A 21,956-nucleotide genomic window follows, 5' to 3' on the forward strand; every position below is an offset into this window, starting at 1 on the left:
TTATTCTTATTTTGATTATAAAATAAATTGGTATAGACAACTATATAATGGTGATGCTAAGATTTAGATATAACCTGAAAGGAAGTATCATAGATGATTCCAAATGATAATCATATTTTGCTAAAGGGTATACGGGTTTATTCACAAGAACAAATAATAGAAGATGGATATATTAAAATTAAAAATCAAAAAATCATTGAAATTGGTTCATCATCTGAGCTATCTAACGACAACTATAATGTGATTGAACTTCCTGCCCATTTTAATGCAGTTCCAGGCTTTATCGATGTTCATATCCACGGTGCAGCCGGTGCCGACACAATGGATGCCACCAAGGAAGCACTGGACACAATGGTAGCAGCATTGCCTAAAGAAGGTACAACTAGCTTTTTAGCTACTACGATGACCCAGGAAGGTAAACAAATTGAAAATGCCTTAATAAATGCTGGGAATTACATTAAAGAACAGCACGCTTCAGGAAAATCTGAAATACTTGGCATTCATCTCGAGGGACCATTTGTGAATAGTAAAATGGCTGGGGCACAGCCAATTCAACATATAATTGATCCTGATCTTGCTTTACTTGAAGAATGGCAAAAGCTGTCCAATGAGACGATTAAACTTGTCACTTTAGCTCCGGAAAGACCGCATGGTATAGAGATGATCCGATATTTAAAGGAGAAGGGGATTATTGCATCGATTGGCCATACAGATGCTACTTATGATGAAGTGAATGAAGCTATTGAAGCTGGAGCAAATCACGTAACCCATCTTTATAATCAAATGAGAGGGCTGCATCATCGTGAACCTGGGGTTGTGGGAGCGGCCTTTTTAAGAGAAGAATTAAAAGCTGAGATTATCGTCGATGGGGTGCATAGCCGTCCAGAAATGGTTAAACTAGCTTTTAAGCAAAAACGAAGTGATGGATTGATTTTAATAACCGATTCGATGCGGGCAAAATGTTTGAAAAATGGAAAGTATGAGCTCGGCGGCCAAGAGGTTTTTGTAAAGGATGGAAAAGCAGTACTTGAGGATGGAACTCTTGCCGGAAGTATTTTGAAATTGGGACAGGCGGTAAAAAATATCATTTCATATGCGGACTGTTCACTTGAGGATGCAATTGAAATGGCTTCAGTGAATCCAGCCAAGCAATTGAACCTTTATGATCGAAAAGGCAGTATTGCAGTTGGAAAAGATGCGGACATTGTTATTTTAGATGAGAATATGGAAGTTTATATGACATTATGCAGGGGAATTCTTGCTTTTAATAGGGAGGAAAATTCTAAATGAAGATTATTGAAGTCATAGATTATCAACAAATGAGTAATAAAGCAGCTGAATATATCATAAAAAAGGTTATTCAGAACCCAAGTATTAAACTTGGTTTGGCGACAGGCGGGACTCCAATTGGGACATATAAATGCTTAATCGACGATCACCATAAAAATGGGACTACTTATCAAAAGGTAACCACTTTTAATTTAGATGAATACATTGAGCTCTCGGGTGAAAATAAAAATAGCTACCGATATTTTATGAATAATCAGCTTTTCAATTATATTGACATCAATAAAGAAAAGACAAATATTCCAAGCGGTATTGCTGCAGATTTTCAAGAGGAATGCCATCGATATGAGGATTTAATAAATCAGCATGGCGGTATTGACTTGCAAATCCTCGGGATTGGCAGTAATGGACATATAGGCTTTAATGAACCAGGAACTTCCTTTGCTTCCAAAACGCATATCGTAGAGTTAGCTTCTTCAACTATTGAAGCAAACGCAAGATTTTTTAATAAAATCGAAGAGGTTCCTACTAAAGCCATTACAATGGGGATTTCCACCATTATGAAAAGCAAAGAAATTCTGCTTCTCGTGTCAGGTGAGAAGAAAAGAGAAGCACTTTTTAGACTATTGAATGGGGAGATAAGTGAAAGTTTTCCAGCATCAGTGTTGAAAAATCATCCATGTGTTACAATTATTGCAGATAAAGCGGCAATAGCAGATTTAAAGGTTACTACGTGACAGTTTTAAGGAAAGGATGCAGCTGGAGGAAATGATTAATAAGAATTCTCCGATTCCAATTTATTACCAAATTGAAGAGTATATTAAAGAACTAATTGAAAATGGCGAGTTGCGTCCTGGTGATGCGCTTCCACCAGAAAGAGAATACGCGGAAAAATATCAAATAAGCCGTATGACAGTGAGACAGGCATTTACACAGTTAGTAAATGAAGGATTGTTATATCGATTACAAGGAAAGGGCACTTTTGTTGCAGAAAGAAAAATTGAACAGCCCCTTCAAGGATTAACTAGCTTCACAGAAGATATGAAAGCCAGAGGATTCGAGCCTGGAAGCCAATTACTTCACTTTGAAATTATTCCTGCAACAAGACAAGTAGCAGGGCAGCTTTTAATTTCGGAACATGGTCCTGTATATGAAATCAAAAGAATTCGTATGGCAGATAATGTCCCGATGGCGTTAGAAACAAACTATATTTCAGCCAACCTTATTAAAGGACTTACAGAAAGAATTGTAAATGATTCCCTGTATAAATACATTGAAGAGCAATTAGACTTAAAAATTGATAGTGCTTCACAGATCATCGAATCATCAGTGGCCAGTCAAAACGAAGCTGATTTACTAAAGATCAGCAAGGGGGCACCAGTTATGTTAATCCAAAGAAACACTTTTCTAAAGGACAATACCCCTGTTGAATTCGTTAAATCGGTTTATCGTGCAGATCGCTACAAATTTATGATCCAAATGAAACGTTGAAGACATGGCAATGGAGGTTATTTAACGTGTTCAATCATTATTTTCAAAAGCTTCACGAATTATTAAGCTTAGTTGAAAAGGATGAAACTGAGGGTCTCAAAATAGCTGCTAAAAAGATCGCAGAATGTATCCAAAACGATGGAATCGTTCATGTTTTTGGGTGCGGACATTCACATATCCTTGGAGAAGAACTATTTTACCGTGCAGGTGGACTAGTACCTATTAACCCTATCCTAATTGAGGACTTAATGCTTCACAAGGGGGCTGTTCGTTCATCTCAATTAGAAAAGGAAAATGACTTAGCAAAACAATTTCTAACTAGAGTGAAAATTCAACCTCAGGATGTTGTTATTGTTGCATCAACCTCTGGCAGGAACCCAGTACCAATCGATGTTGCCGAGTTTGCTAAAAATAAGGGGGCATTTGTCATTGCTATCACATCATACGTTTATACAAAGTCCGTTACTTCAAGACATAAAAGTGGTAAATATTTGTATCAAACCGCTAACCTTTCCATTGATAATCATATAATGGTTGGTGATGCATTAATGGAGCATGAGTCTCTTGCTGTTAGTTTTGGTTCAGGTTCAACTGTCATTGGGACAGCGATCGTTAACGGAATAATGGTGGAGTCCATCAGCATAATGATCAGTAATAACTTTGAACCGCCAATTTTTAAAAGCGGCAATGCTGATGGTGCAGATGAACACAATCGTGCGCTGATTAACAAGTATAAAGAACGAATTCCAATGTTGGAAAATTAAATGCTTTAAACGAAACCGACAGTTACACTCGTTGGTTTTTTTGTGGAAAAATAAAAATGCGTTTATTTTCCACCAATACTTTCTTTGAAAATCAAGAAAAATAAAGAGGTAACATGATTCTTTCAAAGGAGGTATTTCGATTGATAAAAAAATCTTTTGGGTTAGTCTTAACAGCGGTTTTAACAATGGGACTTGCTGCTTGTAATAACAATGATAATAATGACTTAAATGATCAGGATACTCATGTTGGGATGAACAATGACATAAGAAATAACACTCCATATATGGATGTCCGTAATGGCAGAGATGATGGAATTGACCACAATGGTCCATTAACTGAGGATTATACAAACAATGATAACAATGATTCAGATCTTGATGCTAATCTGTTTAATACTAAACGGAAAAACAAGAAAAATTATAACAACAATAATGATGATATGATTTCTGCGTATCAGACATCCTTAAACAGTAACCAATATCCTCATACAAGAGCGGTATTAATCCGTGATGCAAAATATCAGTATATTACGATCGACCCAAGAAATTGGGCTATGCAGCAAATACAACCATATATCCAGCAGCAAACACCGACTGGACAGGCACCGGCAGGGCAGCCAGCGCCTATTCACCAGCCAAAGCAAACAACACCAGCACCAAAGCAAACAGCACCAACACCAGCACCAGCGCCAAAGCAAACAACACCAACACCAAAACAGCCAGCTACTACACAAAATAATGCGCCTGCACCAACCACTGGAAATGTAAGTCAATACGTTCAACAAGTAATTGACTTGACTAATGCACAACGCAGTAAGAATGGTCTTCCAGCTTTAAAGGCAGACACACAGCTTAATGGTGTAGCGCAGAAAAAATCTCTGGATATGCAGCAAAAGAATTACTTCTCACATACCAGTCCTACTTACGGATCGCCATTTGATATGATGAGGGACTTTGGTGTTACCTATAAATCTGCAGGTGAAAATATTGCCCAAGGACAACGGACACCACAAGAAGTAGTAACTGCTTGGATGAATAGTGAAGGTCATCGCAAAAATATTCTAAGTGCTAATTTTACTCATATTGGGGTAGGATATGAGGCTACTGGAAAACATTGGACACAAATGTTTATCGGGAAATAAAAAAATCATGTAAAACAAACCGACAGTTAATTATCCTGTCGGTTTCCTTTTAGTTTAATTCGCTTTTTAATATCATGGGTATGGTTGGAAATTTAAAATGAAAAGTGGTCCCTACTCCGATTTCACTCTCTGCCCAGACAGTACCATCCATAGCACGGGCAATGCTATAGACGACCATCATACCTAAACCGGTACCATTTTTCCCCTTTGTAGAATAAAAGGGTTCTCCTAATCGCTCAAGTTGCTCATTAGTCATTCCAATACCAGTATCATTTACACTTATAGTTACATAATTTTTACTGAATTCAGTGGTAATCGTTAAATATCCACCATTTGGCATAGCTTCAATTGCATTTTTGATGACATTCACAAAACATTGACGAAATTTCTGTCCATCTCCCTCAATAAAACCAATAACTGAGAAATCAGTAATAATTTCTACAGAATTTTGATTAGCTAGAGGCAGAAGAATATTGATTATTTGTCGCAATTCACTTTTTACATTAAGTTCCTCCAGCGCGTCCAAGGATGGCTTTGCAAAAGTTAAGTAATCCTGAATAACACGCTCAGCAGAAATTAATTCTTCTTTAACAATCGATAGGTATTCTTTTCTTTTATGCCTTGAAAGGTAATCATCCTGAAGGAGTTGGACAAACCCGCTTGCAGCCGTAAGTGGATTTCGGATTTCGTGAGAGATAGCGGCTCCCATCTGTTCGACTGCTTTTAATTTCTCTGCTTTAATGAGCTGCTGCTGCATTTCGTTATTTCGTCTGACAAATTCAATCCCATATGAGATAATGCCAATTCCAAGTGAGGGAATAAATAGGAATGCAAACCAAGCATCCAGCCAATAGGTATGGGTATTTTCGAAACTCATCCCAATAACTGTTACTACACCAAGAATCACACCTATACATACCGTAACGAAAATGCGACGTCCTGGAACTTGTCTTAGAAACCACGGATATACTCGCCAGAAAATTACTCCCATAGGTGCATAAAGTGCAACCGTTTGAAAAAAGCCCAAATCAAAGCCATAAAAGGCTCTTATGACTATAATGGAAACGATAAGAATTGGTCCGATTCCGATATAAAGGGCACCCAGCACTAAAGGAATAATTCTTAAATCGTATCGGGCAGATGGAACTGGATTGTAAGAGAATTGAATACATAACCAAACACAAGCAATACACAAAATAATTAGTGAGGATTTAGAAAGGGTAAATGTTTTTATATTATCAAAAAAAATTAAGCAGAAAAATAATAATATGATAAAAATTGAGAGGTTTAAAAAAAGATGTTTCGTTATGTCCATTAACGTCACCATCCAAAATAAGGCTGTTAGGGAAATTTTACATGTATTTTCCACATTATACAACAATATTTGCATAATTTAGAAAAATAAAATAGTATTTTAAGGATAAAAAAAGAAGGCTTGTTAGTTACAAACCTTCCAAACTTAATTGAGCAGACGTGATCGTATTTCTCCCTTTTGTCTTAGATACGTACAAGGCCTTATCAGCCATTTGTATTAACTCTTGTGGCATGATAGGTCTAGAGGGGACAATGGTGGCAACTCCCATACTAAGTGTAATGATATCGCTGATTTCAGAACTAAGATGAGGAATCTCTAGTAACCGAATGGTGTCTTGTATTTGTTTTGCAATTTTCATCCCTTTCTCTAATCCTGTGAAAGGGGAGATGAGGGCAAACTCTTCTCCCCCATATCGGCAAAAAGTACAGTCAGAGTTAATGGTAGTAATCTGATTGTTTATGGCCTGAGCAATCGATTGTAAGCATGCATCTCCTGTTAAATGGCCGTATGTATCATTGTATTTTTTAAAGTAATCAATATCAAACATAATTAATGTGATTGGAGAATGGGTAGAAGAAGAATTTGAACAGTCTTTCACAAGTGTTTCATCAAAATATCTTCGATTTGCTATTCCGGTTAGACCATCCATATAGGAGAGCCGATTTAGAAGCTCATTGGCTTCTTGTAATTTTTGTTCTGTTAGCTTACGGTCAGTTATATTTCTTGAGACAATAATGACCTTTTTGCTGCCATCTTCCTCAAAATGAACACTTTTCAGAGCAGATTCGATCCAAACATAGTCTCCCAACTTTGTACGATAACGATAGGTCGAATTAGCAGCACCCTCTTCTAAAGCTTTCTCAAACATATCATTTGTATGTTCAATATCATCAGGATGAATAAACATATACATCTTTCTATCTAGAAGTTCGGGATACTCATAATGGATAATTTCTTTAACGGCTGGTGAAATATATTTGTATTCTGCATTCTCGTTGTGCATGGTAATCATGTCACTAGAGTATTCAGCAATGAGTCGAAAGCGCTCTTCCGTTTCTTTTAATTTCAGTAAGCTATGCTTTAATTGATTTTGTGCTTCATAAGAATTAACTACAAAAACAAAGAAATGATAAGCTAAAAAACCACCAATGAGAGAAATAAAATAATGCATGGTTAATACATTTTTAAGAAATTGAAGATCGTCAATTCTGATGATAAAAATTATAGAAACAAAAAACAAGCCAATTAAATTCATGAGGAAGGCCTTAAGGGTTCTTGAAAGGTTAATATTTGAAATACCCCCGCATAGTATTCCGGTAAGAAGTGCTCCAAATGCTCCCAGTAAAGATGATTCATTAATTCCAAAAAGAAGAATTCGACCTGCCGCAATTAGAACAGCAGACAATAATGCAGGAATAAATCCACCAAAAGTAGCTGCAATTACAATAGCCAAGTGGCGTAAATCCGCAATTGTACTTGCATTTAATTGAATGCTAAATGCCATTAAAACATTTCCTAAAATTCCAAAACAAAGACCCCAATATAGTTTGGATGAGCGGGGAGCGTTTATGCGTATTGGCTTATCTTTAAATAACACTCCCATTATAGAGAAGGAAGCAATTAATATTGCTGCATTTGAGACAAAATCTTTTAGCATGGATACTCTCCTGGCATAGTGAATGAAGTTTTTAGTGTTATCTTACAATATTAAAAAATGCATCTTTCCAATTATACTATGATTTAGATATTAATGACAAAATAGACAATAAAAAAAGCTTCCCTTATTTAGAGAAACTCAAGTATTTCATCTTAAACCGTGACAGGTTTAAGAGCGAAATTTTTAGCTGCAAGTCTAGCGTTTTCTTCTCCTTGTGCAAGAATGTCAGGCACCTTTTGTGGATTAATGTCAAAACCTTCTGTAATAACTGAATCAGTAACCTCAATTCCTAAGAAACGAAGGGCGATTTTTAAATATCGATCACCGGACTCCAATGCTTCCATAGGAGTCCCTGTATACTGACCGCCTCTTGTTTGGAGATGTATCGCTTTTTTATTCATTAAAAGTCCTTTTGGTCCGTTAACTGTATGGGCAAACGTTTTTCCTGCAATAAATAAATTATCGATATATGCCTTTAAAATGGCAGGGGAGTTTAAATTCCACATAGGCGAAACAAAGACATAGTAATCATAACTGATAAACTCATTAGCGAGATCATGCATTTTCGTGATTTTTTCTCTTTCAATGTCAACTAGCTGGTCTATGGTATACCCATAACCAGCTAGTTTTCCTCTGGCTGAAACCAAATCAGCATCCATTTGCGGGAAATCTAAAGAAAACAAATCGACTTTCTTAATAGACACATCTGGGCGGACTTGATGAAAAGACTCAAGAAAGGCTTCCCCAATTTTTAATCCTTTTGATTTCTCAATCCCTTTTGGATTTGCGGTTATATATAGTAATTTTTCCATAAATACACGACCCATCTTAAATTATTTCATTCCCAATATTTATTATAAAAAAAATAACTTTGCTCAATATTGAACATCTGGTGACGTTCTTGAACAATAAGTGTCTGAATTAGTATTTATAGAGGGTTTTAGTTTTTTTTATATGAACGCAATAATCATTTAACAGGTCCTAATTAAAATTCCCAATTTTTTTTACTTAAACGCTTACAAAAATCTATTGACTGAGTAAATAGACGGTGATAAGATACAAATATATTAATTAGTTCATCAAACTAACTAATTAATACGAAATTATATTTTTTTCATCACTAATGAAAAGGGTTACAAAGTATTGAATATTCAAACAATACAAGGAGTTAACAGCAATTATTCTTGGCAAATCTTCAAAGCCATACAGAAAATGGGGGAGTAAATTATGGGTCAGCCAGCAAACAAAACAGCAGTTGAACAAACAACTGCAAATGGATTCAGAAAGTTTGGAATGAAAGATAAACTAGGTTATATGTTTGGTGATTGGGGAAATGATTTCTTCTTTATTCTAGTAGCAGCATTCTTAATGGTTTTCTATACTGATGTTTATCATTTGAATCCGGCTGCCGTCGGCGGGTTATTCTTTGCCGCACGCTTGTGGGATGCATTTGCTGATGTTTCATGGGGTCGCTTCATCGATACTAGAAAAGCAACTAAACATGGAAAATTCAAGCCGTGGATTTTAAGGATGTCTTTCCCACTTGTTATTACAGGAATTTTAATGTTTGTTCACATACCAGGAATGTCTGATGGTTTCTACCTTGCTTATGCTTATGTAACTTATATTTTATGGGGAACATTATACTCTACTGTTAATATTCCTTACGGTTCAATGGCATCTGTAATTACAAGTGACCCTGTTGAACGTACAGCCTTGTCAAGCTGGAGAACAATGGGTGGTAACTTGGCAGGTTTAATCATTAACGTTGTTGGACCAATGATTTTGTTTGTCGACAATAAAGCAGATGCTAATCGTTTCTTACTTGGTGCCATTATATTTGGTGTTCTTGCAATTGCTTGTTATCTAGCTTGCTATACTCTATCAATTGAACGTATTAAGCTAGATGCAACAGAAAAACCAAACGTTAATTTTGGCCAAACTGTAAAGGGCCTTGGTAAAAATAAACCATTAATGTGGTTCCTGCTTGCATCTTTATTATATTTGGTTGTGTTTATGTTAATTGGTACTGTAAACGTTTATCTATTTAAGGATTACTTCGCAAATGCTAAGGCATTAAGTATGGTTGGTCTTCTTCAATCTATTGCCATATTTGTAGCTATGCCATTTGTTAAACCATTAGTTTCGAAATTTGGTAAAAAAGAAGTGGCTTCTAGTGGTTTATTACTTGCTGCTATTATATATGGAGTTCTATATTTACTTCCTAACTTAACAGCAACACAATTTATTGGAATTTTAACCGTTGGAATGTTGGGTTATGGTATTTTCAACCTTGTCATTTGGGCTTTCGTTACTGACGTTATTGATTATCATGAGTATTTAACTGGTTTACGTGAAGATGGAACCGTTTACTCGATCTATTCTATGGCACGTAAAGTTGGCCAAGCAGTTGCTGGCGGCGTTGGTGGGGCAGCAATCGCAGCAGTTGGTTATAATGCAAATCTTAAAGCACAGACAGCTGATACGCTTCAAGGAATTCATACACTTGGAACTCTAGTACCTGCAATCACTCTTGCTGTTGTGTTCCTAATTATTGTATTTTGTTATCCATTAAACAAAAAGCGTACAGCGCAACTTACTGTTGATTTAGCTGAAAGAAGAAATTCAAAATAAAAACTAAATTATATTTAAAGAAAAAGGTAGCAAAGACTGTTTGCTGCCTTTTTCTAATCTAAAAAAACCCTTTTGCATTTGCTAAGGGTTAATCGTTATTATGCAGAAAACCGTAAGTCGCTTACAACCTATTATTATCCAACTACTCTCATTTCCAAAAACAGAAAACATTAACATTATCAACTGCAAACAAAATTATTGACGAATAACAAATATGGGTGATATTCTAATTGCATAATTAATTGTTAGTTCATTAAACAAATTAATTTAAAACGGTATATATTCTCGAGAAGTCATGCTTTGTTGTGAGTAATTTAGTAAGGGGTTTCACAAAATAGTTTCAAAGGAATCTGATTACAATCTAGAAATGATTTTTTAGAATATTTTATTGGGAGGGGAAAGAAATGGTTCGAGCTTTGCAAGAGAAAGCAGAAACCCCACAATCAGGTGGGAAAACAGTACGTCCATTTGGTATTAAAGATAAATTAGGTTACTTGTTTGGTGATTTTGGAAACGATTTCTTCTTTACTTTAGCCGCCGCTTTCTTGATGGTCTTCTATACGGATATCTTTCATATTAATCCAGCGCATGTCGGAATTTTATTTGCAGTAGCACGTCTTTGGGATGCATTTGCTGATGTAACATGGGGTCGTTTCATTGATACGAGACAGGGTACTGCTCAAGGGAAATTTAGACCTTGGATTTTAAGAATGTCATTACCACTTGTAATCATGGGGATATTGATGTTCGTAAAGATACCTGGTATGTCTCATGGGTTTTACCTTGCTTATGCCTATGTCACTTATATTTTGTGGGGAACATTATACTCTACTGTTAATATTCCTTATGGCTCCATGGCTTCAGTGATCACAGGCGATCCTGTGGAACGTACTTCACTATCAAGCTGGAGAACTTTAGGCGGCCAATTGGCAGGTTTAATTATTAACGTAGTTGGACCAATTATTTTATTCATTAATAATAAACCGGATGCAACTCGCTTCATTATCGCAGCATTAATTTTTGGTGGACTTGCAATTGCTTGTTACATGGCTTGTTATAAATTATCTGTTGAACGTATCGTCTTGGATGAAACAAATAAAGAAAAAGTGAATTTTGGCCAAACAATGAAGGGGCTTACTAAAAACAAACCATTAATGGTGTTCCTTGTAGCTGCTTTGGCATTCATGATTGTCTTCATGTTAATTGGTACGGTAAACGTATATCTATTTAAGGATTATTTTGCTAACGCTAAAGCATTAAGTATAGTTGGTCTTCTTCAAGCTGTTGCGGTATTTGTAGCAATGCCATTGATTCAACCATTGGTTAAGAAATATGGGAAAAAAGAAGTGGCTTCTGGCGGTTTATTAATCGCAGCACTTGTATACGCGGTACTATATTTCCTTCCAAATTTAACAGCAACACAATTTATCGGAATATTAACAGTTGCTATGTTTGGTTATGGTATTTTTAACCTTGTTGTTTGGGCGTTTGTTACAGATGTAATCGATTATCACGAGTATTTAACAGGTCTCAGAGAAGATGGTACCGTTTACTCAATCTACTCAATGGCACGTAAAATCGGTCAAGCGGTTGCTGGTGGTATTGGTGGTGCAGCGATTGCAGCAGTTGGTTACCATGCTGGTGCCGAAGCACAATCAGCTGAAACACTACAAGGAATTCATACACTTGCCACTTTAGTACCTGCACTTACACTTGGTGCTGTATTCCTAATCATTGTTTTCCTATACCCATTAAACAAAAAGCGTACTGTACAACTTTCAGCTGATTTAGCTAAAAACAGAAAAAGCATGAAATATTCCAAAATAACCAGTAAATAAGCAAAAGGTTAATGATAATTTAAAGAGCGCTTAATAAACATTGAAAAAAGCCCCTTTTAGCAATCGCTAAAAGGGGCTTACACGATAAAAAGGAGGCAATCACAAAATCAAATGATTGCGTTTTCAAATTTGTTGGTTTCAAAATCAAACGATAAATTTAACATTGGGACATCAAGAAAATGTTTTATAGCAAGTGCACATGCCCCAAGGACGCAAGATTTATTTCCGATTGATGAAATCATTAATTCACGGTAATGGCTGATGGAAGAATTCAGATTCTTGCTAATTTTTTCGAGGGAATCTGGATACATACGCAACAGTTCACTATCAAGCACGAGCACATCCGGGTTATACATGTTTATCATATTATTCAATCCGATTGATAGGTAGAAAATAAATTGCTGCATCAAGTCATGTACTTCCTCATCGCCTTCATCTAGCCACTTTTGAATATGTTCGTAAGATAAATTGTTGATTTTCCTTTTTTCGGATAGATATTCAAATATACTAGATTCGGAGGCATATTTTTCCCAGCACCCTTTATTTCCACAATTGCAAGGTTTACCTCCTGGCACTACAATCATATGACCAATTTCGCCAGCATAACCTTCATGCCCTCTGAAAAAATCATCATTCATCATCATGCCAAGACCAATCCCCGAATAAAGAGTAGCACACAGCAGATTGTCTGTTTCATGATGTACATAAACCCGCTCGGCAAAAGAACTTAGATTTGCATTGTTTTCAAGATGAATAGGTATATCGAATTCTCTTTCTAAATCACTTTTTAGGTGGATATTGTGCCAATTAAGCTTTGGAATATAGTGAATGACTTCATCTTTTGCAACCAGGCCATGGATTGCAATGACAATACCGACAATGCCATAACGACTGTCAATAAAATTAGCTTTGTATTTTTCAATTTGGTCAACTAAAAGATGAAATATCTCTGTATAATCTACAGAACTAATTTTAATAATATTAGATGAAACAGGACAGCCAAGAAGGTCTGTTAATGTAAATGAGGCTTGACCATAATCAAGATCAATGCCAAGTGCATAGCCAGCTTGTCCATTTAATGAGAGCATAATTGGTTTTCTTCCAACCGAATAATGTTCAAGATGTGTCTCGATTATAAGTCCTTCTTCCAATAAGTCTGCAACCTGAGCTGATATCGTAGCTCTCGTCAAGTTAGTAGCTTTAGATAGGTCCGCTCTTGAAATCATTCCTTCTTTTACAATTTCTCTGATGATTAAAGAACGATTTATTTTCTTAATATATGCCGCATCACCGGTAACCATATATATCCTCCATTTCGGGTATTTCTTTATGCATATTACTATTATAACAGTTCTTTCATTTAAATAGGTTTATTATTACTAAATAGTTAATTGACTAAACATATTAATCGTGATAAATTATTCATGTAGTTAATTTGTTTAATAAACAAATTAAAGTAAATGTATTAAAAACGTATAATTATATATTTCTGTAAGGGGTTACAGAATATACATGACCAGTATGAATTTCTATTTAAAGGAGAGATACTAGATGAAAAAATTTATGGATCAACACTTTTTGCTAAATTCCGAAACTGCCGTAAATTTGTATGAAAATGCTGCAGCAACTTCACCAATTTTTGATTTCCATTGTCACTTAGACCCAAAGGAAGTTTGGGAAAACAAGTCATATGAAAATATTACACAAATCTGGCTTGGGGGAGACCATTACAAGTGGAGAACGATGCGCATGAATGGTGTTGGTGAACGTTTTATAACAGGTGATGCTAGTGATTGGGAGAAATTTGAAAAGTGGGCAGAGACGGTTCCTCATTTACTTGGAAATCCTGTTTATCATTGGACGCACTTAGAATTAAAAATGTATTTCGGGATTGATAAAGTATTAAGTCCAGAAACAGCTCGTGAAATTTGGGATGAATGTAATGAAAAATTACAGACATCAGAATTCAGTGCGAGGGCTTTAATTGAAAGGTCAAATGTAAAGTTTATCGGAACAACCGATGATCCAATCTCTACACTAGAATACCATGAATTATTGAAAAATGATGACACCTTCGAACCTATGATTGCTCCAACATTCCGACCAGATGGTGCACTCTTTATTGAACGCCCCACTTTTGTAAGCTGGATTGAAAAATTGGCGGATGTTTCCGGGATAAAAACAGATTCCTTAGATGGCTTTTTAACAGCTTTGAAACAAAGAGTTGAGTATTTTCATGAAAATGGAGGCCGTGCCTCTGATCATGACATCCAAAAGATGGAATATGTAGAAACAAGCAAACAAGAAGTTGAAGCGATCTTCAATAAACGTCTAAGCGGTGAACAGCTTACACATAATGAATTGATTGCCTATCGTATTTTCCTTTTAAAAGAACTTGGAAAAATGTATGCTGAAAAGCAGTGGGTTATGCAGCTTCACATGGGAGCAATGCGAAACAATAACACAAGAATGAAAGAATTGCTTGGAACAGATGTTGGATTTGATTCAGTTGGAGAAGCTAATATGACTGAAGGCTTGTCGAGATTCCTTGATTCATTGGATCAAGAAAACGCACTGCCAAGAACGGTATTATTTAACTTGAATCAAAAAGATAACGTAACATTAGCTGGTATGATGGGGAACTTCTATGAAGAAGGTGTTCCTGGAAAGGTTCAATTAGGTTCAGGCTGGTGGTTTGTTGATCATATCGATGGTATGGAGAGACAAATGAAGGATTATGCAAATGTTGGATTACTCAGCCACTTTATCGGTATGCTGACAGACTCGCGCAGCTTCTTATCTTATGCCCGTCACGATTACTTCCGCAGAATACTATGTAACATCCTTGGCGAATGGGTGGAAAAAGGTTCTGTACCAAATGATATGAAGCAAATGGAGCAAATGGTAAGGAATATTTGCTATGATAATGCCGAAAAATATTTTTTAAGACGCTAAAAAGCACTTTTTAATTGTATTGATGAAAGAAATATGGTTATCTAAATAGTATTAAAATAGAAAGAGGGATTGTATGTCTAAACAACAAATTGGTGTAGTTGGTTTAGCTGTTATGGGTAAAAACCTTGCCCTAAATATCGAAAGCCGTGGTTATTCTGTCGCTGTATTTAATCGTTCTTATGAAAAAACAGAAGAATTCTTAAAGAATGAAGCAGAAGGAAAAAACTTTGTAGGTGCACGTACTGTTGAAGAATTCGTTAATTCTTTAGAAAAGCCTCGCAAAATTCTATTAATGGTTAAAGCTGGTAATGCAACAGATGGTACAATTGACTCCTTGAAGCCATTTCTTGAAGAAGGCGATATCCTAATTGACGGTGGGAATACATTCTTCCAAGATACAATTAGACGTAATAAGGAACTAGAGACAGCAGGGTTCCATTTCATCGGAACTGGCGTTTCAGGTGGGGAAGAAGGCGCATTAAAAGGTCCTTCTATCATGCCAGGCGGTAAAGAAGAAGCTTATAACCTTGTTAAACCAATTTTAGAAGCCATTTCTGCAAAAGTAGAGGGCGATCCTTGCTGTACGTATATTGGTCCAAATGGTGCTGGTCACTATGTGAAAATGGTTCATAACGGAATCGAATATGGTGATATGCAGTTAATCTGTGAAGCTTATTTTATTTTGAAAAATGTCCTTGGTTTAGATGCAAAAGAGCTTCATGAGGTCTTTGCTGAATGGAATAAAGGCGAATTAGACAGCTATTTGATTGAAATTACAGCTGATATCTTTACAAAAGTGGACGAAGAAACTGGTAAACCAATGGTGGATTTAATCCTTGATACAGCTGGACAAAAGGGTACTGGTAAATGGACAAGCCAAAATGCTTTAGACTTAGGTGTTCCACTACCAATTATCACTGAATCTGTATTTGCCCGCTTTATTTCAGCAATGAAGGAAGAGCGTGTAAAGGCAAGTCAGGTTCTTAATGGACCAGAAGTTAAAGGATTTGAAGGAAATAAAGAAGAATTAATCGAAGCAGTTCGTAAGGCATTATATATGAGTAAAATTGTTTCTTATGCACAAGGTTTTGCCCAAATGCGTGCTGCATCAGAAGAATACGATTGGAATCTTCGTTACGGAGATATCGCTATGATTTTCCGCGGCGGCTGTATCATTCGTGCGCAATTCTTACAAAAAATAAAAGATGCGTATGATCGTGATCCTGAATTAAGAAACTTATTACTAGATCCTTATTTTAAAGAAATCGTTGAGAATTATCAGCAGCCATTACGCCAAGTTCTTGCTATGGCAATTGAACGTGGAATCCCTGTTCCATCCTTTGCGAGCGCAATTGCGTATTATGACAGCTACCGTACAGAAACACTTCCAGCGAATTTGTTGCAAGCGCAACGTGACTACTTTGGTGCTCACACTTATCAACGTGTTGATAAAGAAGGAGTTTTCCATACAAACTGGATGGAATAATAAGTTTGGAATTGTATAGAAGGACGTATTTTTCCTACTACAGAGACAAAACTAGCATTAGAGCTGGGATTGTCTCTTTTTTTTGTGATAAATTGACTGAGGTTTCTTCTTTCAGAGCAATATCAGTCAAAAATCATTCGAATTTGGGCATTTTTAGAGAATGTTTTTTTAGTTAGTTTGCAATAAAATAAAAGTATGTTCAGTAAACGAACTAATTTTGTTAGTGCTTACCTGAAAGGTGTGAGAGTAATGGATAAGGGGAATTCCTCTTCTTATAAAATAAAAGTTACAGAGAATTGGATCAGCGCCTTCTACCGTATGCAGGGAGTAGAGTCCTTTATATTTAATTTTCACTCACACCAAGAATATGAAATTTATTTTTTCCATTCAGGTGATTGTAAGTATTTAATCAACAATCGGATTTATGATTTAGAGCCTGGTGATATTATACTTTTGGATGGCATGACCCTGCATAAAGCGAACCCGCAGATGGGCAGTACCTATACTCGAAGCATGCTTCATTTTTCTCCGATCTGGCTTCAGGAGATATTGCCTGTGCTGGGATTGCCCAATTTATTGGACCCGTTTCAAAAGCTTAACAATTATTTAATTCGAACGGGGTATGATGAATCGGGACTTTTTGTTGATGGACAGATCAAACAGATAGCAGGCTCACTGGCCCAATTGGATGAAGAGATGCAGCGGACAGGGAAAAGGAACCAATTTTTAGAAGCAGAAGTAAAGCTGGAGTTAATTCAATTGCTGCTTAGGATTTATAAAATGAGTCAAAATGAATTGGCCCATGTGACAAGTAGAAAGTCTGAAAAAGAACTCCATGCTGAGGAAATTGCCTCTTGGATTAATGATCACTATAGCGAAAAAGTTAGTTTAGATCGATTGGCAGCGGAGTTGAATCTAAGTAAGTATTATACTTCCCATGTTTTTAAGGAAGTCACTGGTTTTACTGTGATGGAATATGTGATGGGCTGCAGGCTTAATCAGGTGAAATATTTATTGGAAATAGAACCCGATCTAACGTTAACAGAGGTATCACAGGCTACGGGATTCGAGAGTATCGCTCATTTCAGCCGCTATTTTAAAGAGAAGGTGGGCATGACACCTTCAAGTTATCGGAAAACAAAAATCAGTAGAACCATTCCTGTTAAAAAGGAGGACAAGACATAAATGAATCAAGACTTAATGATTTCAGGATTTTCAGATGAAATATCATCTAATTTTGATACCCAGCTTGAGGTTGTATCAAATTTAAACATGAAATATATTTCGTTACGCGGTATTGATGGGAAAAATATTGGTGATTTTACTGTCGATGAGATCAAAGAAACAGTACTGCCAAGGCTGCAAAAAGCAGGAATTGGTGTTTCTTCCATCGGCTCACCTATCGGTAAAATATTCATTAATGATGAAGAAGGCTTTGATAAACAAAAGCTTATGTTAGACACGCTTTGCCAAATTAGCAACTTGCTCGATTGCCAATATATGCGAATCTTCAGCTTCTATATTCCTAAGGGGGAGGATGCAGATCAATTTCGCAGTCAAGTTGTTAGCAAGTTAAAGGAATTTGCTGCCATTGCAGAAAAATACAATGTAATTTTACTGCATGAAAATGAAAAAGATATCTTTGGTGATATCGGAAGACGCTGTCATGAGATCTTAACAGAAGTAGGTTCTCCTTACTTTAAAGGGATTTTCGACTTCGCTAATTTCGTACAGTGCGGTGAGGATACACAAGAGTGTTACGATCTCTTAAAAGATGAGATTGTTTATATACACATAAAGGATGCTGTAACAACTGACAGCCAAAATGTTGTCTGTGGAACTGGTGATGGTAAAATTCCAGAACTCTTAGTTAAGTTTATCAAGAGCGGTTATAAAGGATTTTTAACACTAGAGCCACATCTCGTTCTCTTTGATTCTTTAAAGGATTTAGAACTAGAGGATGCAACCGAGATTATTAAGGACAACAAAGGGCTGGATGGTGCCGGCGGCTACAAGCTTCAATATGAAGCACTCCTAGACATTCTTAAAAAAATTGAAAGCGAGGGAATTTAATTATGGCAGATGTAAGATTAGGGATTATTGGTTTAGGTGCAGAAGGTGGGATGTACGCTAATTTCATTTCTGAAGGAAAAGTTAAAAACATGGTGATTGGTGCGATTTGTGATAATGATCCTGCAAAAAAACAAGTAGCAGAAGAAAAGTATCCTGGTGTTCCTTTCTACGATAATTATATCGAAATGCTTGAAAGTGGGGATGTAGATGCAGTCGTAACAACTGTTCCGCATTATCTCCATCCTGAAATGGGAATCGAATCTCTAAGAAGAAATATTCATGCATTAGTGGAAAAGCCTGCTGGTGTTTATACAAAACAAGTAAAAGAGTTAAACGACTTTGCAGCAACAAAGCCTGAACTTAAGTTTGCCATCTTCTTTAACCAGCGTACAAATCCACTTTATAAAAAAGTAAAAGAACTTATTGATAATGGTGAGATTGGCAGCATCCGCAATACCAACTGGATTATTACTACCTGGTGGAGACCTCAAGGGTACTACAATCAAAGTGAATGGAGAGCAACTTGGGGCGGAGAAGGCGGCGGTGTTCTTGTAAACCAAGCTCCACACCAAATTGACTTGCTTCAATGGATGTGCGGCATGCCGAAAAAGGTTTATGCAAAATTAAACTATGGCTATCAAAGAGATATTGTGGTTGAGGATGATGTGACTGCAGTATTTGATTATGGAAATGGTGCTACTGGTGTATTCGTCACTCGTACACACGATGTGATGGGAACTGATCGCTTAGAAATCCTAGGTGATAAAGGAAAAATCGTGGTAGACGATAGTAAGAAAGTAACCATCAAGCGCCTGAAACAATCTGAGAATGAAATGAGCAATTCCATGGATATGTCAGATGTTATGAAGCTGTTTATGGGCGGCGGTGCAGGTGATATTTTCACTGAGGAAGTACTTGATTTTGGTAATGTTTGGGGCGAACAGCACATTGCTGTATTAGAAGACTTTGCTTCTGCAATTGTAGAAGGTACCCCTTTATTAGCTCCTGGCAGCGATGGAATTAATGGTGTTAGACTTGCAAATGCGATGCACCTATCAAGCTGGTTAGGCAAGGAAATAGAAGTACCATTTGATGAAGATTTATTCCTAGAAGAATTAAATAAACGGATTGCAGAAGAAGGTAAATATCCGGTTAGAAAGTAATAACCACATGAAACGAACTCATTGCTGCTCAGCTTTGAGTTCGTTTCAAAAAAAGGGGAGAAGGCAATGCTTAAGGTTGCAGTTATAGGACTAGGGACGATTTCACATATCCATATTCCAGCGATAAAGGCAAACTCAAAAGCCGAGTTAGTGGCTGTCTGTGATCATGACGAAACATTATCAAATTCAATACCAGAAGCAACCTTTTACAGTAACTATGAAGAAATGCTTGAAAAAGAAGACTTGGATTGTGTTCATATCTGTCTGCCCCATTATCTACACTACCCTGTTACGAAGGCTTGTGTGGAAAAAGGTGTTCATGTATTTCTAGAAAAACCGTTGGGCTTGAATACGGAAGAGGGACTTGCACTGGTGGAAATAGAGCAAGAAAACAAGGACATTAAAATTGGTGTCTGCCTGCAAAATCGCAACAATGAATCATTTGAAAAACTTCAAGAGATCATCAACTCAGGTGAATATGGTCCTATTAAAGGGGTTAAGGGTCTAGTAGCATGGTTTAGACCCAAACAATACTATGACATCCAGCCGTGGCGCGGGCAATGGAAATATGCCGGCGGCGGAGTGATGATCAATCAAGCGCTGCATACCTTAGACCTCATGCAGCTGGTTGGCGGTGAAATTGAATCGCTCAGAGGTTCAGTTGATCAACTATTGGATTATAACATCGAAGTGGAAGATACTGCTTCCGCCCGTATACAGTTTAAAAATGGTGCTAAGGGATTGTTCTTTGCTACGAATGCAAATGCAGATAATTCTAGTGTTGAACTTGAGGTTCTTTTTGACAAAGCAAGGTTCACCATCAAAGATAGCATCCTGACAATGGTTAATGAAGCAGGGGAAAAAGAAGAATTGATGGAGGATGCTAAGTTGCCGGGTTCAAAGCATTATTATGGAGCTAGTCATGCGAAAACCATTAATCAATTCTATTCTGCCATTACCGAAAACACAGAAGAATATATTCATGCAAAAGATGCACTTGCATCCATTGCGATAATTGATGCGATTCACCTGTCATCAGAGAAAAAACAATCAATAAAAATGGAGGTACTTTCATGAAAAAGGGGAAAATCGGCGTTCAAATGATGATGCTTAAAGGTAAAGTTGAAGAGCTAGGTGCCTATGAAACAATGAGAAAAGTAAGTGAGCTAGGCTATCACGCAGTTGAAGTTTCTCAAATCCCAATGACTCCAGAGAACGTAGCGGAAATAAAAAGGGCGAGTGAAGATTTTGATATTAAGATTGCGGCTCTTTCTGCTGCAGTAGAGCCAATGCTTCCTGGAATGCCTGGTGAGACATTGACAAGTGACTTTGAAAAAATTGTGAATGATTGCAAAACACTTGATTGTAATTATTTGCGAATTGGCATGATGCCGTTAATGGCTATGGGAAATAAAGATAAAATTATGGAGTTTATTGCCAAAGCTGAAGAGATGGCTCACCAATTAGCAGAACATGGAATTGAATTGTATTACCATACACACCACTTAGAATTCCAAAAATTTGATGGTGAATATTTATTGGATATTATTAAAAATAACACCACCCAACTTGGATTTGAATTGGATGTTCACTGGATTCAAAGAGCAGGCGTAAATCCTGTGGAATTTGTTAAAGGATATACTGGCCGAATTTCACTCTTACACTTGAAGGATTATCGAATTGGTCAAATGGATTTAAGCGATGTTGACTTTAAAGACATGGCTAAATTCTTTAACATATTCACGAATACAATTGAATTTGCGGAACTTGGGGAAGGAAATCTTGATATCAAGGCGATTATGGAAGCCGGTCTTGAAAGCGGTGCACAATATTTCTTGGTAGAACAAGATGATACCTATGGCCGCGATCCATTTGATTGCTTAGAAACTTCAGCAAAACATTTGAGAAAATTAGGATTTAGTGAATGGTTTTAATTAAAATGGGTGTCAGGCACTAGGGTGGTGTCAGGCACCTTTCTTTTATTTAACAACAAAAAAACCAATTCACATTTTATTTACGTGAATTGGCTTTAACTGGTTCAGATAGATGAAATGGAATGTATTCACCATGTTTTTCAATTTGTTCAACTACTAAACTAATTAATTTTTTCATTACAATTCCTCCGATTGATTTGATACTCATATTATCATT

The 21,956-nt window shown here is 36.6% G+C and carries 19 protein-coding genes; 14 read left to right on the plus strand and 5 right to left on the minus strand.

Annotated elements, in window-relative coordinates; genetic code table 11:
- Positions 1-93 precede the first annotated feature (93 nt).
- The 5 genes from nagA (at position 94) to FS608_RS22070 (ending at position 4,684) form a co-directional block, all read left to right on the plus strand.
- The gene (gene nagA, locus FS608_RS22050) at positions 94-1,290 is read left to right on the plus strand and encodes an N-acetylglucosamine-6-phosphate deacetylase (protein ID WP_144554724.1); all 1,197 of its coding nucleotides are present in this window, start codon (positions 94-96) and stop codon (positions 1,288-1,290) included.
- On the plus strand, positions 1,287-2,024 hold the full coding sequence (gene nagB, locus FS608_RS22055; protein WP_144554725.1) for a glucosamine-6-phosphate deaminase: 738 nt from the start codon (positions 1,287-1,289) through the stop codon (positions 2,022-2,024). The genes nagA and nagB overlap by 4 nt, the downstream gene beginning before the upstream one ends.
- Positions 2,025-2,055: 31 nt before the next feature.
- Positions 2,056-2,778, plus strand: coding sequence for a GntR family transcriptional regulator (locus FS608_RS22060; RefSeq protein WP_144554726.1), 723 nt, complete (start codon positions 2,056-2,058; stop codon positions 2,776-2,778).
- A gap of 26 nt (positions 2,779-2,804) precedes the next feature.
- Positions 2,805-3,542, plus strand: a complete 738-nt coding sequence (locus FS608_RS22065; RefSeq protein ID WP_144554727.1) for an SIS domain-containing protein — start codon at positions 2,805-2,807, stop codon at positions 3,540-3,542.
- Between the two features lie 140 nt (positions 3,543-3,682).
- Complete coding sequence (locus tag FS608_RS22070) at positions 3,683-4,684, plus strand: CAP domain-containing protein (RefSeq protein WP_395947810.1); 1,002 nt, start codon at positions 3,683-3,685, stop codon at positions 4,682-4,684.
- Between the two features lie 49 nt (positions 4,685-4,733).
- On the opposite strand, the gene FS608_RS22075 is transcribed toward FS608_RS22070, so the two are convergent.
- From FS608_RS22075 to FS608_RS22085, 3 genes are all read right to left on the minus strand, one after another.
- Positions 4,734-5,879, minus strand: a complete 1,146-nt coding sequence (locus FS608_RS22075) for a HAMP domain-containing sensor histidine kinase (RefSeq protein ID WP_313958729.1) — start codon at positions 5,877-5,879, stop codon at positions 4,734-4,736.
- A 247-nt stretch (positions 5,880-6,126) separates the two neighbouring features.
- Complete coding sequence (locus FS608_RS22080; protein ID WP_144554729.1) at positions 6,127-7,656, minus strand: diguanylate cyclase domain-containing protein; 1,530 nt, start codon at positions 7,654-7,656, stop codon at positions 6,127-6,129.
- Positions 7,657-7,808: 152 nt separating this feature from the next.
- On the minus strand, positions 7,809-8,468 hold the full coding sequence (locus FS608_RS22085) for an FMN-dependent NADH-azoreductase (RefSeq protein WP_144554730.1): 660 nt from the start codon (positions 8,466-8,468) through the stop codon (positions 7,809-7,811).
- 415 nt (positions 8,469-8,883) lie between these two features.
- Between FS608_RS22085 and FS608_RS22090 the strand changes: the two genes are divergently transcribed.
- Positions 8,884-10,290, plus strand: a complete 1,407-nt coding sequence (locus tag FS608_RS22090; RefSeq protein ID WP_144554731.1) for an MFS transporter — start codon at positions 8,884-8,886, stop codon at positions 10,288-10,290.
- A gap of 404 nt (positions 10,291-10,694) precedes the next feature.
- Positions 10,695-12,128: an MFS transporter gene (locus FS608_RS22095; protein ID WP_144554732.1), complete on the plus strand. Its 1,434-nt coding sequence runs from the start codon at positions 10,695-10,697 to the stop codon at positions 12,126-12,128.
- 107 nt (positions 12,129-12,235) lie between these two features.
- Here FS608_RS22095 and FS608_RS22100 read toward each other — a convergent pair whose 3' ends face one another.
- Entirely contained in the window at positions 12,236-13,429 is a 1,194-nt protein-coding gene (locus FS608_RS22100) for an ROK family transcriptional regulator (protein WP_144554733.1), read from the minus strand.
- A gap of 250 nt (positions 13,430-13,679) precedes the next feature.
- On the opposite strand from FS608_RS22100, the gene uxaC reads away from it, so the two are divergent.
- The 7 genes from uxaC to FS608_RS22135 all read left to right on the plus strand — a co-directional run bounded on the left by uxaC (position 13,680) and on the right by FS608_RS22135 (position 21,739).
- A complete protein-coding gene (gene uxaC / locus FS608_RS22105; protein ID WP_144554734.1) occupies positions 13,680-15,083 on the plus strand; it encodes a glucuronate isomerase in 1,404 nt (467 codons plus the stop codon).
- Positions 15,084-15,156: 73 nt separating this feature from the next.
- Entirely contained in the window at positions 15,157-16,569 is a 1,413-nt protein-coding gene (gndA, locus tag FS608_RS22110; protein ID WP_144554735.1) for an NADP-dependent phosphogluconate dehydrogenase, read from the plus strand.
- Positions 16,570-16,818: 249 nt separating this feature from the next.
- Positions 16,819-17,754: an AraC family transcriptional regulator gene (locus tag FS608_RS22115; RefSeq protein ID WP_186328851.1), complete on the plus strand. Its 936-nt coding sequence runs from the start codon at positions 16,819-16,821 to the stop codon at positions 17,752-17,754.
- The gene (locus FS608_RS22120; RefSeq protein WP_144554737.1) at positions 17,755-18,642 is read left to right on the plus strand and encodes a sugar phosphate isomerase/epimerase family protein; all 888 of its coding nucleotides are present in this window, start codon (positions 17,755-17,757) and stop codon (positions 18,640-18,642) included.
- A 2-nt stretch (positions 18,643-18,644) separates the two neighbouring features.
- The gene (locus FS608_RS22125) at positions 18,645-19,805 is read left to right on the plus strand and encodes a Gfo/Idh/MocA family protein (protein ID WP_186328852.1); all 1,161 of its coding nucleotides are present in this window, start codon (positions 18,645-18,647) and stop codon (positions 19,803-19,805) included.
- A gap of 66 nt (positions 19,806-19,871) precedes the next feature.
- The gene (locus tag FS608_RS22130; protein ID WP_144554739.1) at positions 19,872-20,882 is read left to right on the plus strand and encodes a Gfo/Idh/MocA family protein; all 1,011 of its coding nucleotides are present in this window, start codon (positions 19,872-19,874) and stop codon (positions 20,880-20,882) included.
- The gene (locus FS608_RS22135) at positions 20,879-21,739 is read left to right on the plus strand and encodes a sugar phosphate isomerase/epimerase family protein (RefSeq protein ID WP_144554740.1); all 861 of its coding nucleotides are present in this window, start codon (positions 20,879-20,881) and stop codon (positions 21,737-21,739) included. The genes FS608_RS22130 and FS608_RS22135 overlap by 4 nt, the downstream gene beginning before the upstream one ends.
- A gap of 76 nt (positions 21,740-21,815) precedes the next feature.
- On the opposite strand, the gene FS608_RS31435 is transcribed toward FS608_RS22135, so the two are convergent.
- Positions 21,816-21,947, minus strand: coding sequence for a hypothetical protein (locus FS608_RS31435; protein ID WP_260871773.1), 132 nt, complete (start codon positions 21,945-21,947; stop codon positions 21,816-21,818).
- Positions 21,948-21,956 lie beyond the last annotated feature (9 nt).

This window comes from Bacillus sp. X1(2014) (assembly GCF_007678255.1).